The sequence below is a fragment of the Bradyrhizobium sp. CCBAU 21365 genome, assembly GCF_015291305.1.
Taxonomy (GTDB): domain Bacteria; phylum Pseudomonadota; class Alphaproteobacteria; order Rhizobiales; family Xanthobacteraceae; genus Bradyrhizobium; species Bradyrhizobium elkanii.
In genome coordinates, this window is sequence record NZ_CP030036.1 from 3,964,445 (window position 1) to 3,979,214 (window position 14,770).

Sequence of the window (14,770 nt, forward strand, 5' to 3'; positions counted from 1 at the left end):
TCGCTGGCTGCTCCAGGTCGATCCCTCCGCGGGTGCGGCGCCGTCTTGCGGACTCGCGCCATTCCTTCACCTCGTATAGATATTCACTATCGGAAGGAAAAGGAAAGTGGAGGACGGCCCTTGCGGTCGACCCCGACCAGCCGCGTGTCCGTGGCGGAAGCGATCCATCTGCCACCGCCATTCACGCTCGTCCGGTTACGTGAGAGCGGAGACGCCTTTGCTCACGCTTGCCGCATTGCACCTAAAAGCGGTGCCGGCACGCTGGTGTGCGTCGGACGGTTCGATCTTGCCGAATTCGCCGTGGTGCTCGAGCCGGGCGAGCCCTTGGGCACCGCGCGGCGCGCCTTTTATGCCGGCATGGTCGCGCTCACCGACGCTCTGCGCGCCTATGCGCCGCCGCACAAGACGGTCGCGATCGGCTGGCCCGACACCGTCGTGATCGACGGTGGGCTGGTCGGCGGCGGACGGATGGGATGGCCGACGTCCGCGCGCGAGGACGAGCCGCCTGCCTGGCTGGTGTTCGGCGCCATGATCCGGACGGTCGCAATGGCCGATCAGGGACCAGGGGTTCATCCGCTCGCCTCCGCGCTGGATGAGGAGGGGTTTGGAGAAGCGGGAGCGGTGCAGGTGACCGAGAGCTTTGCGCGGCACCTGATGCGTGCGATCGATAGCTGGCAGACCGATGGCTTTGCCAGCCTCGCACGCGATTATCTCAGCCGGGTTCCCCGCGAGCGGCGAACCGTGCTGCGGATCGATGACGGCGGCGATCTCCTCACGCGCCGCGTTGGTGCCGACAGGATTGAACGCAGCGTACTCGCCAAGGCGCTCGTAACGCCGTCCTGGTTCGATCCGAAGCTCGGAGGGCCGCGACTGTGAAATTGCTCCGCAGCATCGCGCTCGATCCCTCCGACACCTTCGTGTTCGATGTGGCGGCCGCCCCGGGCGAATGGGCCGTCTCCGGTGCCTTCCGCTTCTGCGATCAGGATCCGACGAAGCTGACCGGCAAGGCGCGCGTCGCGTTCCGCAGCGGTTTCCTCGGGGTGCAATCCTGGGGCTGGTCGACGCTGGTGCAGATCGTCCCTGCGACCGAGAACGATTGCAGCGCGCTGATCGACCGCCTCGCGAGGCAACTCGTCGACCGTTTCGGAGCGCCGGATCTGGCGACCGCGCGGACGGCGGCGGAAGAGGAGGTCGCCTTCGCGCAGTCGCTCTGCAACCATCCGGTCAGCTCGCTCATTGCCGTTCACCGTTCGGTGAGCGACGGCGAAGTCCGGGAGTCGTTCCGCAGGCTGCAACTGCGCCAGGGTCAGGGACACAGCAAGGCGTTCTCGTTCATGGAAGTCGAAGATGATGTCGAGCCTGACGGTGATCTCAAGCTTGCCGATATGGGCCGGGAGTCGCAGCACCGATGAATGATTTCTGGATCGCGTGCGGCCACCATCTGCTCGATCGCGACGAGAGCGGGGGGCTTTGCGTTACCGACGAGTTCCTGAAGGCCTATTTTGCTCGTCCGGAGCTGATTCCGCCGGACGAAGCATGCCCGGTCGAGCGGCGGCTGCACCGCGCGCTGCTCGCTTCTCCCCGCAGGCCGGTCAGCGCGGAAGAGATCGAAGCGATTGTCGATGCGGATGCCCGGGAGAACTGGCGGCTCGTGCTTGCGTTCCGCGATCTCCTCGTGCGGCACCCGACGCTGGAGCGGGCCTATCTTGCAACCGTCCGGTCCGGGACCAACGACTTGCCGCCGCTGTTCGTCAATCAGCTCGTGCATGTGATCCTGCGCAATGCGCTCGACGGCTGCGATGATCCGTTCGTGCTGCGCGCAGCCGAGCTGTTCTTCCGCCCGCAGCGCATCCTGCCGCAAGAGCAGGCCCTGCTGCTCGGCGATGAAGAGGTCGTCGGTGGACAGACTCCGACCCCGGTGCTCTCGCTGATGTCGATGCTGGGGGCGGTGACCGATGCCGAGCTCGACGTCTTGCGCGAGGACAATGCTGACGACTACTGGTGCCGGAGCGATCATTTCGACATGGCATTCGACCTCACCGCAGGCGGCCGCGGGCCGGCGGCGCTGGCGCAGGCGATGGCACGCTGGATCTCCCATCTGCTCGGGATCGACGTCAGCATTGAGCCGCTGCACGAGCTGCGTGATGCACGTCTCATCTGGTATGTCGGGCTCGACGCCGACGCGACCAGGCTTGGCGATCGTCTCTGGCATGGCGAGCAGCTCGACGATCGCAGTGCCGGACGCGTGCTCTCATTGTTCCGCCTGACATTTGCGGACACGAGCGCGGCCGCAGACGAGATGCGAGGCGAGCCGGTCTATCTCATTCTGTCGATGAACGCCGACCGGAAGCTCCGGATGAAGCCGCAGAATTTGCTGACGGGGCTGCCGGTCAAACATCTGGAGATGGCGACATGAGCCCGGCCGCGCTGCCGCTTGTGCGCGTTCCCGTCGGTGTCGTGGTCGAGCGGCATCAGGCGGATTCGCCGTGGACCGACTTCGTCTGGCGCGCGGTTGCCGTGCTGCCCGACGAACCGGACACAAAACCCTGGACAGTGCTTCGCGAAGAGAATGGGACGACGCTGTTTTATGCCGGCAGCGCCACGGTCGATCTCTATGGTTCCGAGACGGCACGCTATCGCGACAATCTCGCCTCGGGCAGTCCGGGGATCTGGACCGTATTGTCGCCGGCGGAAGGCGCCTGGCCCTATTCGGTGGCTGCCGCGACCGCCGATCCTTCGGAAGGGGAGGCGTTCACGGAGGCCGGTGCGAATCTGGTCGAGGCCGTCCCCATGCCGGAGATGCTGCGTGAGCAGATTGAAAGCTTCGTTGCCGAGCACCACGTCGAACGTGAGTTCTTCAAGCGCAAGCGACGGCAGGCCGATCCGGAGGCGCTCGCGCGCCGGCAGCATGAAGGCGGACACGAATGAGTGAGGACAAGTTCCTGGCGCGCTGGTCCCGGCGCAAGCAGGAGGCAAAGGCGAACGCCACGCCACCGGGCCCGGCGATGCGCGACGACATGCGGTCGATGCCGCCGCCTGCCGTGAACGACGACGACACGGAATTCGACCTCTCGAGCCTGCCTTCGATCGACTCGATTACGTCGGCGACCGACATCACGGCCTTCCTGCGCAAGGGAATTCCGCAGGAGCTGACGCGTGCGGCGCTTCGTCGCGCCTGGAGCGCCGATCCCGTCATCCGCGACTTTGTCGGGCTTGCCGAGAACGCCTGGGACTTCAACGACCCGACTGCGATGCCGGGCTTTGGCCCGCTGGATTGCTCCGAGCCAGAGCTGGCTGCGCTCATCGACAGGATCGTCGGCGGCCTCAGCAAGCCGGCCGAGGCGCTGCCTGAGCCCCCAGTTGAAGTCGCGGATTCTTCGCAGGAATTGTGCGAGGTCGAGTTGCCGGGCATCACGGCCGAAGCTGCCGCGACCACGGGATCCGCACCTGATCCTGCTGCAACGCAACGAACGGTCGCCGACAGCGCCGAAAGCGAACGGCCGTCGGTTGAGCGCCGCACGCACGGCAGTGCGCTGCCTCGCTAGAGACCGCGACGAAAGGCCATAGCCTCAGACTATGGCGCCGATTGACCCCCCGTTGGACCGGGACTACGCTTCGCTAGCGCTTTGTAACAAAAGCAAAATCAGCAGACGGGACTTGGATGGAGGTCCACGTGCGTGATGCTGGCCTTGAGCGAGCCATTGACGCTGCTGGCGGCGTTGCGGAGCTTGCGCGAAAAATCGGCATCAGCCAGCCCTCTGTTTCGAACTGGAGCAAGGTGCCCGCGCAACGGGTGATCGCTGTCGAAGCCGCCACCGGCATATCGCGCGATAATTTACGGCCTGATCTGTACAGCGAGCCGCTTAACGCTGAAGCACCGATCGATTCTGTCGATGTCGCACGTGCGCAGGAATATCTGCTGCTCGCAACTCTCTTGTCCGCCGCTCCCTCAGGGGAACTGCTCGATCAACTTGCTGCATTGGCCGTCGACGCGACGCCGCTCGGGCGTGCGCATGCCGGGCTCGCCGCAGCCGCCGCCAATGCAGTCCCAGCGAAAGTCGAACGCGAATATTTCGAGCTGTTCACAGGTCTCGGCCGCGGCGAGCTCTTGCCCTACGCCTCCTATTATCTCACCGGCTTTCTCAACGAGCGGCCGCTGTCGCGCCTGCGCGCCGACCTCGCGGCGTCCGGGATCGAGCGCATCGCGAACAATTCCGAGCCGGAAGATCACGCGGCGATCCTGTGCGAGATCATGGCAGGCTTCGCGGGAGGGCGTTTCCCGGCGCCGTTCGACACGCAGCGCGCCTTCTTCGGCAAACACGTCGCGCCATGGATGGGGCGGCTGTTCGCCGACATCGAGCGCGCGGAGAGCGCCGTCTTCTATCGTGCGGTCGGTGCGCTCGGTCGCGCCTTTATCGAAATTGAGACAGAAGCATTCACGTTCGCGAACTGACCCGCATCCGCAGGTCCAGGAGAGATGCGATGAGTGAAGACAGGACAACCACAGTCGGGCGCCGCGATTTCCTGCGCAAGGTCGGCGTCGGCACGGCGGGCGCCGGCGCGACACTCGCAACGCCGCTGGTCGGGGCTGCGCAAGCTGACAGCGAAACCAACGATGAGAAGCGCAAGGCGCGCTACAAGGAAACCGATCACGTCAAGGCGTTCTACCGCGTCAATCGTTATCCGGCCAAGGGAGGTTGACCGTGCTGATCAAGCGAACAAACCAGCGTTCCCTGCGCCAAGGCTCCGCCGCCAGCTCCTCTGCAGATCAAGCCGGTGGCCTCGACCGCCGCAGCTTCCTGCGCAAATCCGGTCTTGCCGGCGGCGCGCTTGCCGCGTTCGGCACCTTGCCGCTCGGCAGCGTGCGCAAGGCGGAAGCCGCGGTGGCCGGACCGCTTACGGCGGGCGCAACCGTCCGCAAGAGCATCTGCACGCATTGTTCGGTTGGGTGCACGGTGACGGCCGAGGTCTTGAACGGGGTATGGATCGGCCAGGAACCGAGCTGGGATTCGCCGATCAATCGCGGCTCGCATTGCGCCAAGGGCGCGTCCGTGCGTGAACTCGTGCACAGCGAGCGGCGGCTGCGCTATCCGATGAAGCTGGTGGGCGGGCAGTGGACCCGCGTCCCCTGGGACACCGCGATCAACGAGATCGGCGACAAGCTGCAGGCTGTCCGTGAGAAATCGGGTCCTGATTCCGTCTATTGGCTCGGCTCGGCCAAGATGACCAACGAAGGCGCCTACCTGTTCCGCAAGCTCGGCGCGTTCTGGGGCACCAACAATACCGATCACCAGGCCCGCATCTGCCATTCAACCACCGTCACCGGCGTCGCCAACACCTGGGGCTACGGCGCGATGACCAACAGCTACAATGACATCCGCAATGCGAAGACGCAGGTCATCCTGGGCGGCAATCCGGCCGAGGCGCATCCCGTCTCGCTGCAGCATCTGCTCGAGGGCAAGGAGCTGCAAAGGGCCAACTTCATCGTCATTGACCCGCGCCTGACGCGCACCGCCGCGCACGCGACCGAATATGTGCGGATGCGGCCGGGTACCGACATTCCGGTGCTCTACGGCATGATGTGGCACATCCTCCAGAACGGCTGGGAGGACAAGGAGTTCATCCGGCAACGCGTCTACGGTTTCGACGACCTCAAGAAGGAGGTCGAGAAATGGCCTCCTGACGAAGTCGAGCGCGTCACCGGGATTCCCGGCGAGCAGCTCAGGCGCGTCGCCAAGATGTTCGCCACCGAGAAGCCGGCAACGCTGATCTGGGCCATGGGCCAGACGCAGAAGACCGTCGGCACCGCCAATGTGCGGGCGAGCTGCATCGCGCTGCTGATGACCGGCAATGTCGGCAAGGCCGGCGCCGGCGCCAACATCTTCCGAGGCCACGACAACGTGCAGGGCGCGACCGATGTCGGGCTCGATATCGTCACGCTGCCGTTCTACTACGGCCTCGCCGAGGGCGCCTGGAAGCACTGGTCGCGGGTCTGGGAGGTCGATTATGACTTCCTGAAGTCGCGGTTCGATTCCAAGCAGATCATGGAAACCCCCGGCATTCCGCTGACCCGCTGGTTCGAAGCGGTGACGTTGCCGAAGGAGCAGGTCGCCCAGAAAGACAACGTGAAGGCGGTGTTCGTGCAGGGACACGCCTCCAACAGCATCACCCGTATCCCTGAATCCCTCAACGGCCTGAAGGCGCTCGAGCTGCTCGTCATCGCCGATCCGCATCCGACGACCTGGGCCTCGCTCGCGGTCGAGGCGGGACGCACGGATGGCGTCTACATTCTCCCGGTTGCCACGCAGTTCGAGTGCAAGGGGTCGCGCGTCGCTTCCAACCGCTCGCTGCAATGGGGCGAGCAGATCGTGAAGCCGATCTTCGAGTCGAAGGATGATCTCGAAATCATCTATCTGATGGCGAAGAAGCTCGGCTTCGCCGACCAGATGTTCAAGAAGATCAAGGTCGAGAACAACCTGCCGGAGGCCGAGGACGTGCTGCGCGAGATGAACCGCGGCAGCTGGTCGACCGGCTATTGCGGACAATCGCCAGAGCGCCTCAAGGCGCACATGAAGAACCAGGCGAAGTTCGACATGCTGACGATGCGGGCGCCGAAGGACGATCCCGAGGTTGGCGGCGACTATTACGGCTTGCCTTGGCCGTGCTGGGGATCGCCCGGGGTCAAGCACCCCGGCACGCCGCTGCTCTACAACACCAATCTGCACGTGATGGACGGCGGCGGCACGTTCCGGCCGCGGTTCGGCGTCGAGCGCGAGGAGAAGCTGCCGGATGGCACGACGCGGAAGGTGAGCCTGCTCGCGGACGGCTCGTATTCGTTGGGGTCGGGAATCCAGGATGGCTATCCGGAATTCACGCTGGCGAGCCTGAAGAAGCTCGGCTGGGACAGCGAGCTCACCGAAGCGGAAATGGCCGTGATCAACAAGATCAATCCGGCCAATCCGGATACAGTGTCGTGGTCGCTCGATCTGTCGGGCGGCATTCAGCGCGTCGCGCTGGCGCATGGCTGCGTACCCTACGGCAACGGCAAGGCGCGCATGAATGCCTTCGGCTTGCCGGATCCGATCCCGGTTCACCGCGAGCCGATCTATACGCCACGCGTCGATCTCGTCGCCAAATACCCGACGTTGCCCGACGCCAAGCAGTTCCGGATGCCCAATATCGGATTCTCCGTGCAGAAGGCCGCAGTGGAGAAGGGCATTGCAAAACAGTTCCCGCTGATCCTGTCGTCCGGCCGTCTGGTCGAATATGAGGGCGGCGGCGAGGAGACGCGCACGAACCCGTGGCTCGCCGAATTGCAGCAGGACATGTTCATCGAGATCAATCCCGCTGATGCGGCCGATCGCGGTGTCAAGGACGGCGGCTGGGTCTGGGTCACCGGCGCCGAGAACAATTCCAGGGCAAGGATGAAGGCACTCGTCACCGAGCGGGTCGGCAAGGGCGTTGCCTGGATGCCGTTCCATTTCGGCGGCTGGCTTGCGGGCAAGGATCTTCGCGGCAACTACCCGAAGGGCACCGATCCGATCGTGCTCGGCGAAAGCGCGAACACGATCACGACCTATGGATACGATCCCGCGACGGGCATGCAGGAGCCCAAGGTCACTCTCTGCCAGATCGCGGCGGCATAAGGAGCAACGACGATGGCACGTATGAAATTTCTCTGCGACGCCGACCGTTGCATCGAGTGCAACGCCTGCGTCACGGCCTGCAAGAACGAGCACGAGGTCCCCTGGGGCATCAACCGCCGCCGGGTCGTCACCATCGCCGACGGCAAGCCGGGCGAACGCTCGGTCTCGATGGCCTGCATGCACTGCACGGATGCGCCCTGTGCGGCGGTGTGCCCGGTGAACTGTTTCTATACCACCGCCGACGGCGTGGTCCTGCACTCCAAGGATCTCTGCATCGGCTGCGGCTACTGCTTCTACGCCTGTCCGTTCGGCGCGCCGCAATATCCGAAGGTCGGCAATTTCGGCTCGCGCGGAAAAATGGATAAATGCACCTATTGTGCCGGCGGCCCCGAGGCCGATGGCAGCAAGGAAGAATACGAGAAATACGGTGCGAACCGGCTTGCCGAAGGCAAGCTGCCGCTGTGCGCGGAAATGTGCTCGACCAAGTCGCTGCTCGCCGGCGACGGCGAGATCATTGCCCAGATCTATAGGGAGCGCGTGCTGAAGCGCGGCTACGGCTCAGGCGCATGGGGCTGGAAGACCGCCTATCGCGAGACGATCGAGTCCTGACGACGGCCTGGCGCGGGTCGCGTCGATATCGGGAGGACCTTATGGCGTGTTTTGCACGATTTGTTCGGCTCGTCATTGGCGTGGCTGGACTCCTGCTGCTCGTCTCCGCGGCTTCCCCGTCCATCGCCCAGCAGGTCAATCCGACCGCGAGTTCGGTCAAGGAGCAACAGCTGCTGCAGGAACTGAACCGGGTGCAGGGACGCGTCAGCATTCCCGACCAGCGCTCGGGCGTTCTCGAACAGCCGGCGGGCCGTGAATGGCGCGAGTTCCGGAACGTGACGCTGCGCTGGATCGGCGGCATCGCGATTCTTGGCATGCTCGCGGGGCTGGTCATCTTCTATCTCAGCCGCGGGATGGTGCGACTACAGAGCGGGCGTTCCGGCCGGACCATCGTGCGCTTTTCCGCATTCGAGCGCTTCGTGCACTGGATGACGGCGACTTGCTTCATCATTCTGGCGATCTCGGGGTTGAACGTCACTTTTGGACGTCCGTTGCTGCTGCCGTTGACCGGCTACGAGGCGTTTTCCGAATGGTCGCAATGGGCGAAATATGCTCATAACTATCTCAGCTTTCCGTTCACCATTGGCGTGGTGCTGATCTTCCTGATGTGGATCGCCGGCAATATCCCGAACAAGGTCGATGTCGACTGGATCAAGCGCGGCGGTGGCATCGTCGGGCACGATCATCCGCCGGCCTATCGCTTCAACGCCGGCCAGAAGGCGGTCTACTGGATCGTGGTCATTGGCGGAGGTCTGGTGGCGGCGACGGGATATGCGCTGATGTTCCCGTTCTACCTGTCAGGCATCGAAGGGATGCAGCTCGCGCAGATCGTCCACTCCATCGTGGCGGTGCTCTTTACGGCAGTGATGCTGGCGCACATCTATATCGGCACGATCGGCATGGAAGGCGCGTTCGAGGCGATGGGAAGCGGCACCGTCGATGTCAATTGGGCCAGGGAGCACCACAGCCTCTGGCTTGAGGAGGAGAATGCGCGCGATGCCCGACCCCAGCCCTCCGTCACCGCAGCGGAGTAGGGCGCGCAGCCGTTGAACGCGAACTTGCTACAGCCGTACGCCCGTCGTCGCAAAGGCCTGTGCGACCGGCTCTTGCACGCGATCTAGCGCCAACGCCCCGATCGTCGCCACGACGACGGCGACGACGCAGGCGAGCAAGAAGACTTTCATTGTCGTTCTCCCAAACTGATCGGGATGCCGTGAAAGTCTACACAAGATGGCGCGTCGCGAACAGCGCTGTCCCGTGCGCGTGAGCAGCCAGCGCCCAAGCCATGGGGGCGCAAGCGGCGGCTTTCGGGACGCCGCACCATCGAGACGTCGCATCCCGTGTTAGGTTGCCTGGCAGTGTGCGTGGAGGGATGGATTGATCGCGCAATTTGAGCCTAATGGAATTCCTCCCTCGCCCCAATCCCCGCAAGCATCGGGTGCCGAAAATAGATGAATAGAACTAATGACTTAATGTGGAAATTCTCCGTGACCCGGCACTGGGTTGGACTGGCTGATCTTAAAGTCGGTAGATGATGTTTGCTCTCGGCACAGAGTGTGCGCGTGAGGGCCAGCGTCCCCTCTCCAGAAGTCAAAATGGCGCTCCCGCCTGCGCGCTTGCTGAATTGGGTTTGATTCAGATCAACCCACGATGCGCTCCGATGCTCTGTTTATCGTGTGAGGTCCCGGGTCCAATGGGGAGCGCCGTGGCAGCCTGGAAGCACGCTTTGAGGGTCCTCCGCGCGACATTTATCGACGGCGACGCAAACAGCCGGCGCGCCGCGCATGGGTTGCGGCCATGCCGAAGCGATGTCGCAACGGGTCAGCTTCATTCTCGAGCGCCTGCAGTTCGCTCGATGCGGATTGCAGGATGCGTTTTGAGCGTCGCGGTCGTGCTGACCTCGACGGATTGTCTCGCGATGGAGTTTTCCCGCGTCCAAGGGTGTTTTGGAGATGTCTTGAAGCTCAGTGGAGATATCAGGGATGGGGACTTTGTCCGCTTTCGCGGATATCTGGCGACTGAACGCCGGATCGTTGGCCTCGATCTCGATTCCCGAGGTGGATCTCTCTACGAAGGCTTCCGAATCGCCATGCTCGCGCACCAGAAGCAGATCGCCAGTTATGTTTCCGGAGAATGCGACTCGGCATGCGCTTTTATCTTCCTGGCGAGCAGGAAGCGCTATGTGGCGCCAAATGCCAAGATCGGCGTCCATTCGGTTTCCAATTTACACGGCAACGAGGACAGTCGAACGATTCGTGATACGATCAAGCTTGCGAGGTTGTCGGCCAAGCTCCGTATTCCTCCGTCGGCCATCGGCAGGATGGTGATGACTCCGCCGGGAAAGATCTCCTTTTTGAACAAGGAAGAGCTCGTTTCGCTGAAGGTCATGGAGCGGAATCCGTTTGACCGCACCGCTCGCACGGCGACCGCGGATTCAAGGCGTAGCTCCATCTGCGGCGCGGCGCCCTCGAAGAGCGCGTCGGAGCAGGAACGTCCGATGCGGAACGCCGCCGGCTCGAAGGGAGGCTAGGTGGTGTGGACTCTAAGGATTCCCTTTTAGGACCAAATCAGATTCAAGACTGCTTTTGGGGAGGCAGTCTTGGGCGTGATGGATCGTTTGGTTTTGAACGACGCGGCGTGGGAGCGGATGGCGCCGTTGATCATAGGCCGGCCGGACCAGAAGGGTTCGACCGGCCGCGACAATCGGATGTTCGTGGAAGGGGTGCTGTGGATCGTGCGTACGGGCTCTCCCTGGCGTGATCTTCCGGAAGCGTTCGGAGATTGGAACAGCGTGTTCCGGCGCTTCAGTCGATGGAGTGCCAAAGGCGTCTGGTGGCGGATTTTTGAGGCGATGTCTGATGATCCGGACTTCGAATATCTGATCGTCGATTCCACCATCGTCCGCGCCCACCAGCACGCTGCCGGGGCCAAAAAAGGGGGTCTGAAGATCAGGCGCTCGGCCGCTCGCGCGGTGGTCTGAGCACGAAGATCCATCTGGCCGTTCGGGGGTTGGGATGCCCCGTGCGGTTCACCCTCACCGCAGGCCAGAAGGGCGATGCACCGCAAGCCGCCGCGTTGATCGAGGGATTGCCTGCCGAGGTCGTCATGGGCGATACGGCCTATGACGCCGATCACTTGCGCCAAGCCATCGCTGCCAAAGGCGCGCTTGCCGTCATCCCCAACAACCCGTCACGCGCGCTCAAATATCCGCTCGACAAGCATCTCTATGCCCAGCGCCATCTCGTGGAATGCTGCTTCTCAAAGCTCAAGCAATTCCGCCGTGTCGCAACCCGCTTCGAAAAGACCGCTCGAAATTATCGGGCGGTCGTCACCCTCGCAGCCATCATTCTCTGGCTGCGGTAAGTGTCCACACCACCTAGGGCGCTGGTTGAGCGGGCCTTGGGCCGAGCCGGCTCGTATGGCTCAATTGGGTCAGTCAAGCCGCCGCACGTGATCCTGATTGCTTGGCACAAGCTGCACTGGTCTCTCCATTCCGCCGCGATCTACAATGGCAGTCATGGGATATGCCAGTGACAGATTCCGGCGAGTGCCTGGCGCAAGCCAGCCGGCTGGCTTGCGCAAGTGGCTGCGTCGCTGGCTTGCAGCGGCCGACGGCGATATTGCCTTCACGGTCGCGGTCGTGACGGCCGGGATGCTGTCGACCGCGGCGATCGCCTTTGGATTGCTATCGTCCTGAGCGCGCCTCTTGTTCGCCGTGCGTGGTGCTGAAATCGCTGTTCTGAGGTGCTCCGCCCGCGAAGCTCTGACAATATGAGCTATCGTCTCCAGCGCGACACGGATCATTCCCGGCGGCAATGAATGCACTTCGAACTGGCTGAAAAGTCGAGCGGACGTCGAGACCGTCTGGCGGCCAAATTGGGCGTCGGGGCCTGCGCCGCGACCTTCCTGTTTTGCTGCGCGCAACCGGCGGCGGCGCTGCCGCTGACGCCGTTCCGCTATGAAGCCCAGGCTCAGCGGCATTGCCCCGGCGATAGCGTGGTCTGGCTCGATTTTCGGCGCGGACGCTACTACCTCAAAGGGCAACGCCGCTATGCCAGGGGCTTCGATGGCGGCTTCGTGTGCAGGAATGAAGCGCGCGAAAGCGGCTACCGGCGTTCGCTGCTCGGCCTGCGGTGACGTCACCGAAGACCGGCCTGGCACGTAAAGGCGGCACTACCATCCGTAATAGTAGCGTGGCCGAGCGTAATAGCCATAGCCGCCGCCCGGCGGGCAATAGTCGTAGCCATAGCCGCCGCCATAGCCGTATCCGCCGCCATAGTAGGGATACCCGCCATAGTAGGCCGAGCTCGCGATGGCTCCGCCAACGATCGCTCCGGCGGCCGCTGCACCCCAGCCTCGATAGCCCCATCCACGATAGCCTCCCCAGCCGCCGTAGCCTCGCCAACCGCGATAGCCCCAGCCGCCGCCGCGCCAGCCGCCCCAGCCGCCCCAGCGCACCTGAAGGGCGGTATTGGTCTCGACCATGCCCTTCATGGCCGCGACGTTGGTCGGCAGTGGCGCCGCCTGGCCCGCGCCAATGCCGACCATGCTCGCAAGCAGGATCAAGGCCGGCAAGGTCTTGGTGTTCTTCATGACGTCCTCCACATCGGGGGTGACACAGCCAGTCGCGATCGAAGCAGCCAAATCGAGAGCGGCTTTCCGATCCATGAGCAGGCCGAGCCTGTCAGCCGCGGCCGGCCGAAGCTTGATTTGAATCAAAGTGGCGCGGGGGCGGTGCGGACGATTGATCCTGCAGCTTGGGACGATTGCCTCGGATAGGCAGGCGCCGCCTGATGGGGGCGCGATCGCGCTAGTGATCCCGATCGCGAATGCATCCCGGCGAAGTCGGAGCGGCCCCGATTCCTGCCCCCGAACCGGGGCCGCCTCTGCGGCGAAAGTCCGGACACGTCACACTTGATCTGAATCAAGCCGTGCGCGGCAAGGCGATGGCACCGCTTCCCACGTAGCTGCTGATGCTCAATCGAAAGCACGCTCTTGAAAACCCTGCGCCAGCTCGTGACCGGAGACGAGTTCATCCAGCTCGCAATTCGCCTCGGATTGCTGGCGCTGTTGATCTACTGGTCGTTCGTCCTGGTCAGCCCGTTCGTGCCGATCCTGGCCTGGAGCGTGGTGCTCGCGGTCGCGCTCTATCCCGTCTACACCTGGCTCGCAGCAGTGCTCGGCGGCCATGCCGGCATCGCGGCGCTCGTGCTGACCTTGATCTCTCTGGGAGTCGTCATCGGGCCGGCGACCTGGCTCGGAATCGGAGCGGTAGAGGGGATGAAGGAGCTCGCCGAACAACTGGGCGCCGGCAACGTTGTTGTGCCGTCGCCGCCGGCGGAGGTCAAGGATTGGCCGCTGATCGGCGACCCACTCTATGAGATCTGGGACCGGGCGTCGACCAATTTGCGCGCCGTGCTGCGCGAGGTCGTGCCGCATCTGAAGCCATTGGCCGGGACCCTGTTTGCGTTTGCCAGCAATGCCGGGATCGGGATGGTGAAGTTTCTGCTGGCGGTCGTCGTGGCAGGGTTTCTGTTTCCGTATGGCTCGCAGCTTGCAGCGGCGTGCCGGAGCTTCCTGTCCCGCATCGTGCCGGAGCAGAGCGAGCACTTCCTCGATCTCGCAGGTGCGACCATCCGGGCGGTCTCCCGCGGCGTCATCGGCGTCGCCGTCCTGCAATCGCTGCTGGCCGGCATTGGCTTCAAGCTGGCGGGGATCCCGAGCGCTGGGCTGCTGGCGTTTGTCGTGATGCTGCTCGCGATCGTGCAGATCGGGGCGGCAATCGTGCTGTTTCCGGTCATCATCTGGCTATGGTCGGCCAAGGACTTCCCGACGGCGCTCGCCCTCACGTTCTTCTTCCTGGTCGTCGGCGTCCTCGACAATGTGCTGAAGCCGCTGGTGATGGGGCGGGGCCTGACCACGCCGGCGCTCGTCATCTTCGTCGGCGTGATCGGCGGCACGCTTGCCCACGGCATCGTGGGCCTGTTCATCGGTCCAATCATTCTCGCGGTCGCCTGGGAATTGATCACGGCATGGATCCGGGACGATCGCGCCCGGCTGGCGGGAGAGCGATGATGCTGTTTCAGCTCCTCGTGGGATCGGCGGTGAGCGCGATCAACATCGCGATCCATTCGCTCTGGACAGTCGCGGCCATCGGGTTGCTTCGCAACGTTGCCTTGAGCGCGGCCGGCCGGGCGGGGCTGCAGCTCAGCGGTGTGATGGTCGCAACCGCGCTTGCGCTGATGCTGGCTCACACGCTCGAGATCGTGGTGTGGAGCGTGGCCTATTGGGTGCTCGGCGCCGCGCCCGCCGGCAGCAATCTGCTGTATTTCGCCTTCGTGAACTACACCACGCTCGGCTATGGCGACGTCATCCCGGTCAAGCAGTGGCTGTTGATCGGGCCGATGGCGGCCATGAACGGCATTCTCATGTTCGGGTGGTCGACCGCGGTCTTGTTCGAAGTGTTGCAAAAGACCATCGAGCGCCAGGCGGCGCTGACGAAATCCCCCTGACGT

General features: G+C 63.8%; 17 protein-coding genes and 1 pseudogene. 16 read left to right on the forward strand and 2 right to left on the reverse strand.

The genetic code is table 11. From position 1 onward, the window contains the following. The first annotated feature begins 120 nt into the window (after nucleotides 1-120). From XI02_RS17950 to XI02_RS17995, 10 genes are all read left to right on the forward strand, one after another. On the forward strand, nucleotides 121-876 hold the full coding sequence (locus XI02_RS17950) for a biotin/lipoate--protein ligase family protein (RefSeq protein ID WP_041482634.1): 756 nt from the start codon (nucleotides 121-123) through the stop codon (nucleotides 874-876). Continuing rightward, entirely contained in the window at nucleotides 873-1,412 is a 540-nt protein-coding gene (locus XI02_RS17955) for a DUF6505 family protein (protein ID WP_016842200.1), read from the forward strand. The genes XI02_RS17950 and XI02_RS17955 overlap by 4 nt, the downstream gene beginning before the upstream one ends. Further along, nucleotides 1,409-2,416 carry a DUF6352 family protein gene (locus XI02_RS17960; RefSeq protein WP_018270972.1) on the forward strand — a complete coding sequence of 336 codons (1,008 nt, stop codon included), beginning with the start codon at nucleotides 1,409-1,411 and terminating at the stop codon, nucleotides 2,414-2,416. Before XI02_RS17955 ends, XI02_RS17960 begins: the two co-directional genes overlap by 4 nt. After that, nucleotides 2,413-2,928 carry a DUF3305 domain-containing protein gene (locus XI02_RS17965; protein ID WP_018270973.1) on the forward strand — a complete coding sequence of 172 codons (516 nt, stop codon included), beginning with the start codon at nucleotides 2,413-2,415 and terminating at the stop codon, nucleotides 2,926-2,928. Before XI02_RS17960 ends, XI02_RS17965 begins: the two co-directional genes overlap by 4 nt. Next, the gene (locus tag XI02_RS17970; RefSeq protein ID WP_018270974.1) at nucleotides 2,925-3,545 is read left to right on the forward strand and encodes a DUF3306 domain-containing protein; all 621 of its coding nucleotides are present in this window, start codon (nucleotides 2,925-2,927) and stop codon (nucleotides 3,543-3,545) included. Before XI02_RS17965 ends, XI02_RS17970 begins: the two co-directional genes overlap by 4 nt. 116 nt (nucleotides 3,546-3,661) lie before the next feature. Beyond that, a complete protein-coding gene (locus XI02_RS17975) occupies nucleotides 3,662-4,453 on the forward strand; it encodes a Cro/CI family transcriptional regulator (protein WP_018270975.1) in 792 nt (263 codons plus the stop codon). A gap of 29 nt (nucleotides 4,454-4,482) precedes the next feature. Next, nucleotides 4,483-4,701, forward strand: a complete 219-nt coding sequence (locus tag XI02_RS17980; RefSeq protein ID WP_016842205.1) for a twin-arginine translocation signal domain-containing protein — start codon at nucleotides 4,483-4,485, stop codon at nucleotides 4,699-4,701. Nucleotides 4,702-4,703: 2 nt separating this feature from the next. Next, complete coding sequence (locus tag XI02_RS17985) at nucleotides 4,704-7,646, forward strand: formate dehydrogenase subunit alpha (RefSeq protein WP_026192594.1); 2,943 nt, start codon at nucleotides 4,704-4,706, stop codon at nucleotides 7,644-7,646. Nucleotides 7,647-7,658: 12 nt separating this feature from the next. Further along, nucleotides 7,659-8,255, forward strand: coding sequence for a formate dehydrogenase FDH3 subunit beta (gene fdh3B, locus XI02_RS17990; protein ID WP_026192595.1), 597 nt, complete (start codon nucleotides 7,659-7,661; stop codon nucleotides 8,253-8,255). 41 nt (nucleotides 8,256-8,296) lie between these two features. Further along, complete coding sequence (locus tag XI02_RS17995) at nucleotides 8,297-9,289, forward strand: formate dehydrogenase subunit gamma (protein WP_026192596.1); 993 nt, start codon at nucleotides 8,297-8,299, stop codon at nucleotides 9,287-9,289. A 27-nt stretch (nucleotides 9,290-9,316) separates the two neighbouring features. Here the strand turns inward: XI02_RS17995 and XI02_RS46005 are convergent, their stop codons facing one another. After that, nucleotides 9,317-9,439 (reverse strand): hypothetical protein, encoded by a 123-nt coding sequence (locus XI02_RS46005; protein ID WP_016842209.1) that lies wholly within the window; start codon nucleotides 9,437-9,439, stop codon nucleotides 9,317-9,319. Between the two features lie 692 nt (nucleotides 9,440-10,131). On the opposite strand from XI02_RS46005, the gene XI02_RS18000 reads away from it, so the two are divergent. From XI02_RS18000 to XI02_RS18015, 4 genes and pseudogenes are all read left to right on the forward strand, one after another. After that, on the forward strand, nucleotides 10,132-10,785 hold the full coding sequence (locus XI02_RS18000; RefSeq protein WP_018270979.1) for an ATP-dependent Clp protease proteolytic subunit: 654 nt from the start codon (nucleotides 10,132-10,134) through the stop codon (nucleotides 10,783-10,785). A gap of 117 nt (nucleotides 10,786-10,902) precedes the next feature. Then, nucleotides 10,903-11,618: pseudogene (locus XI02_RS18005) on the forward strand (IS5 family transposase). A gap of 184 nt (nucleotides 11,619-11,802) precedes the next feature. Then, the gene (locus tag XI02_RS18010) at nucleotides 11,803-11,952 is read left to right on the forward strand and encodes a hypothetical protein (protein ID WP_157183447.1); all 150 of its coding nucleotides are present in this window, start codon (nucleotides 11,803-11,805) and stop codon (nucleotides 11,950-11,952) included. Nucleotides 11,953-12,074: 122 nt separating this feature from the next. Then, nucleotides 12,075-12,392 (forward strand): hypothetical protein, encoded by a 318-nt coding sequence (locus XI02_RS18015; protein ID WP_018270981.1) that lies wholly within the window; start codon nucleotides 12,075-12,077, stop codon nucleotides 12,390-12,392. A gap of 36 nt (nucleotides 12,393-12,428) precedes the next feature. On the opposite strand, the gene XI02_RS18020 is transcribed toward XI02_RS18015, so the two are convergent. Beyond that, nucleotides 12,429-12,848 carry a hypothetical protein gene (locus XI02_RS18020; protein ID WP_026192597.1) on the reverse strand — a complete coding sequence of 140 codons (420 nt, stop codon included), beginning with the start codon at nucleotides 12,846-12,848 and terminating at the stop codon, nucleotides 12,429-12,431. Nucleotides 12,849-13,250: 402 nt separating this feature from the next. Here XI02_RS18020 and XI02_RS18025 point away from each other — a divergent pair, with 402 nt between their 5' ends. Together XI02_RS18025 and XI02_RS18030 are read left to right on the forward strand one after the other, a co-directional pair. Next, complete coding sequence (locus tag XI02_RS18025; RefSeq protein ID WP_018270983.1) at nucleotides 13,251-14,330, forward strand: AI-2E family transporter; 1,080 nt, start codon at nucleotides 13,251-13,253, stop codon at nucleotides 14,328-14,330. Beyond that, nucleotides 14,330-14,767 carry a potassium channel family protein gene (locus tag XI02_RS18030; RefSeq protein WP_026192598.1) on the forward strand — a complete coding sequence of 146 codons (438 nt, stop codon included), beginning with the start codon at nucleotides 14,330-14,332 and terminating at the stop codon, nucleotides 14,765-14,767. The genes XI02_RS18025 and XI02_RS18030 overlap by 1 nt, the downstream gene beginning before the upstream one ends. The last annotated feature ends 3 nt before the right edge of the window (nucleotides 14,768-14,770 follow it).

Excerpts from the sequence above, each read along its gene's own strand:
- XI02_RS17960 (WP_018270972.1), top strand. The coding sequence starts at position 1,409 with ATGAATGATTTCTGGATCGCGTGCGGCCACCATCTGCTCGATCGCGAC.
- XI02_RS17965 (WP_018270973.1), top strand. The coding sequence starts at position 2,413 with ATGAGCCCGGCCGCGCTGCCGCTTGTGCGCGTTCCCGTCGGTGTCGTG.
- XI02_RS17970 (WP_018270974.1), top strand. The coding sequence starts at position 2,925 with ATGAGTGAGGACAAGTTCCTGGCGCGCTGGTCCCGGCGCAAGCAGGAG.
- XI02_RS17975 (WP_018270975.1), top strand. The coding sequence starts at position 3,662 with ATGGAGGTCCACGTGCGTGATGCTGGCCTTGAGCGAGCCATTGACGCT.
- XI02_RS17980 (WP_016842205.1), top strand. The coding sequence starts at position 4,483 with ATGAGTGAAGACAGGACAACCACAGTCGGGCGCCGCGATTTCCTGCGC.
- fdh3B (WP_026192595.1), top strand. The coding sequence starts at position 7,659 with ATGGCACGTATGAAATTTCTCTGCGACGCCGACCGTTGCATCGAGTGC.
- XI02_RS17995 (WP_026192596.1), top strand. The coding sequence starts at position 8,297 with ATGGCGTGTTTTGCACGATTTGTTCGGCTCGTCATTGGCGTGGCTGGA.
- XI02_RS46005 (WP_016842209.1), bottom strand. The coding sequence starts at position 9,439 with ATGAAAGTCTTCTTGCTCGCCTGCGTCGTCGCCGTCGTCGTGGCGACG.
- XI02_RS18015 (WP_018270981.1), top strand. The coding sequence starts at position 12,075 with ATGCACTTCGAACTGGCTGAAAAGTCGAGCGGACGTCGAGACCGTCTG.
- XI02_RS18020 (WP_026192597.1), bottom strand. The coding sequence starts at position 12,848 with ATGAAGAACACCAAGACCTTGCCGGCCTTGATCCTGCTTGCGAGCATG.
- XI02_RS18030 (WP_026192598.1), top strand. The coding sequence starts at position 14,330 with ATGCTGTTTCAGCTCCTCGTGGGATCGGCGGTGAGCGCGATCAACATC.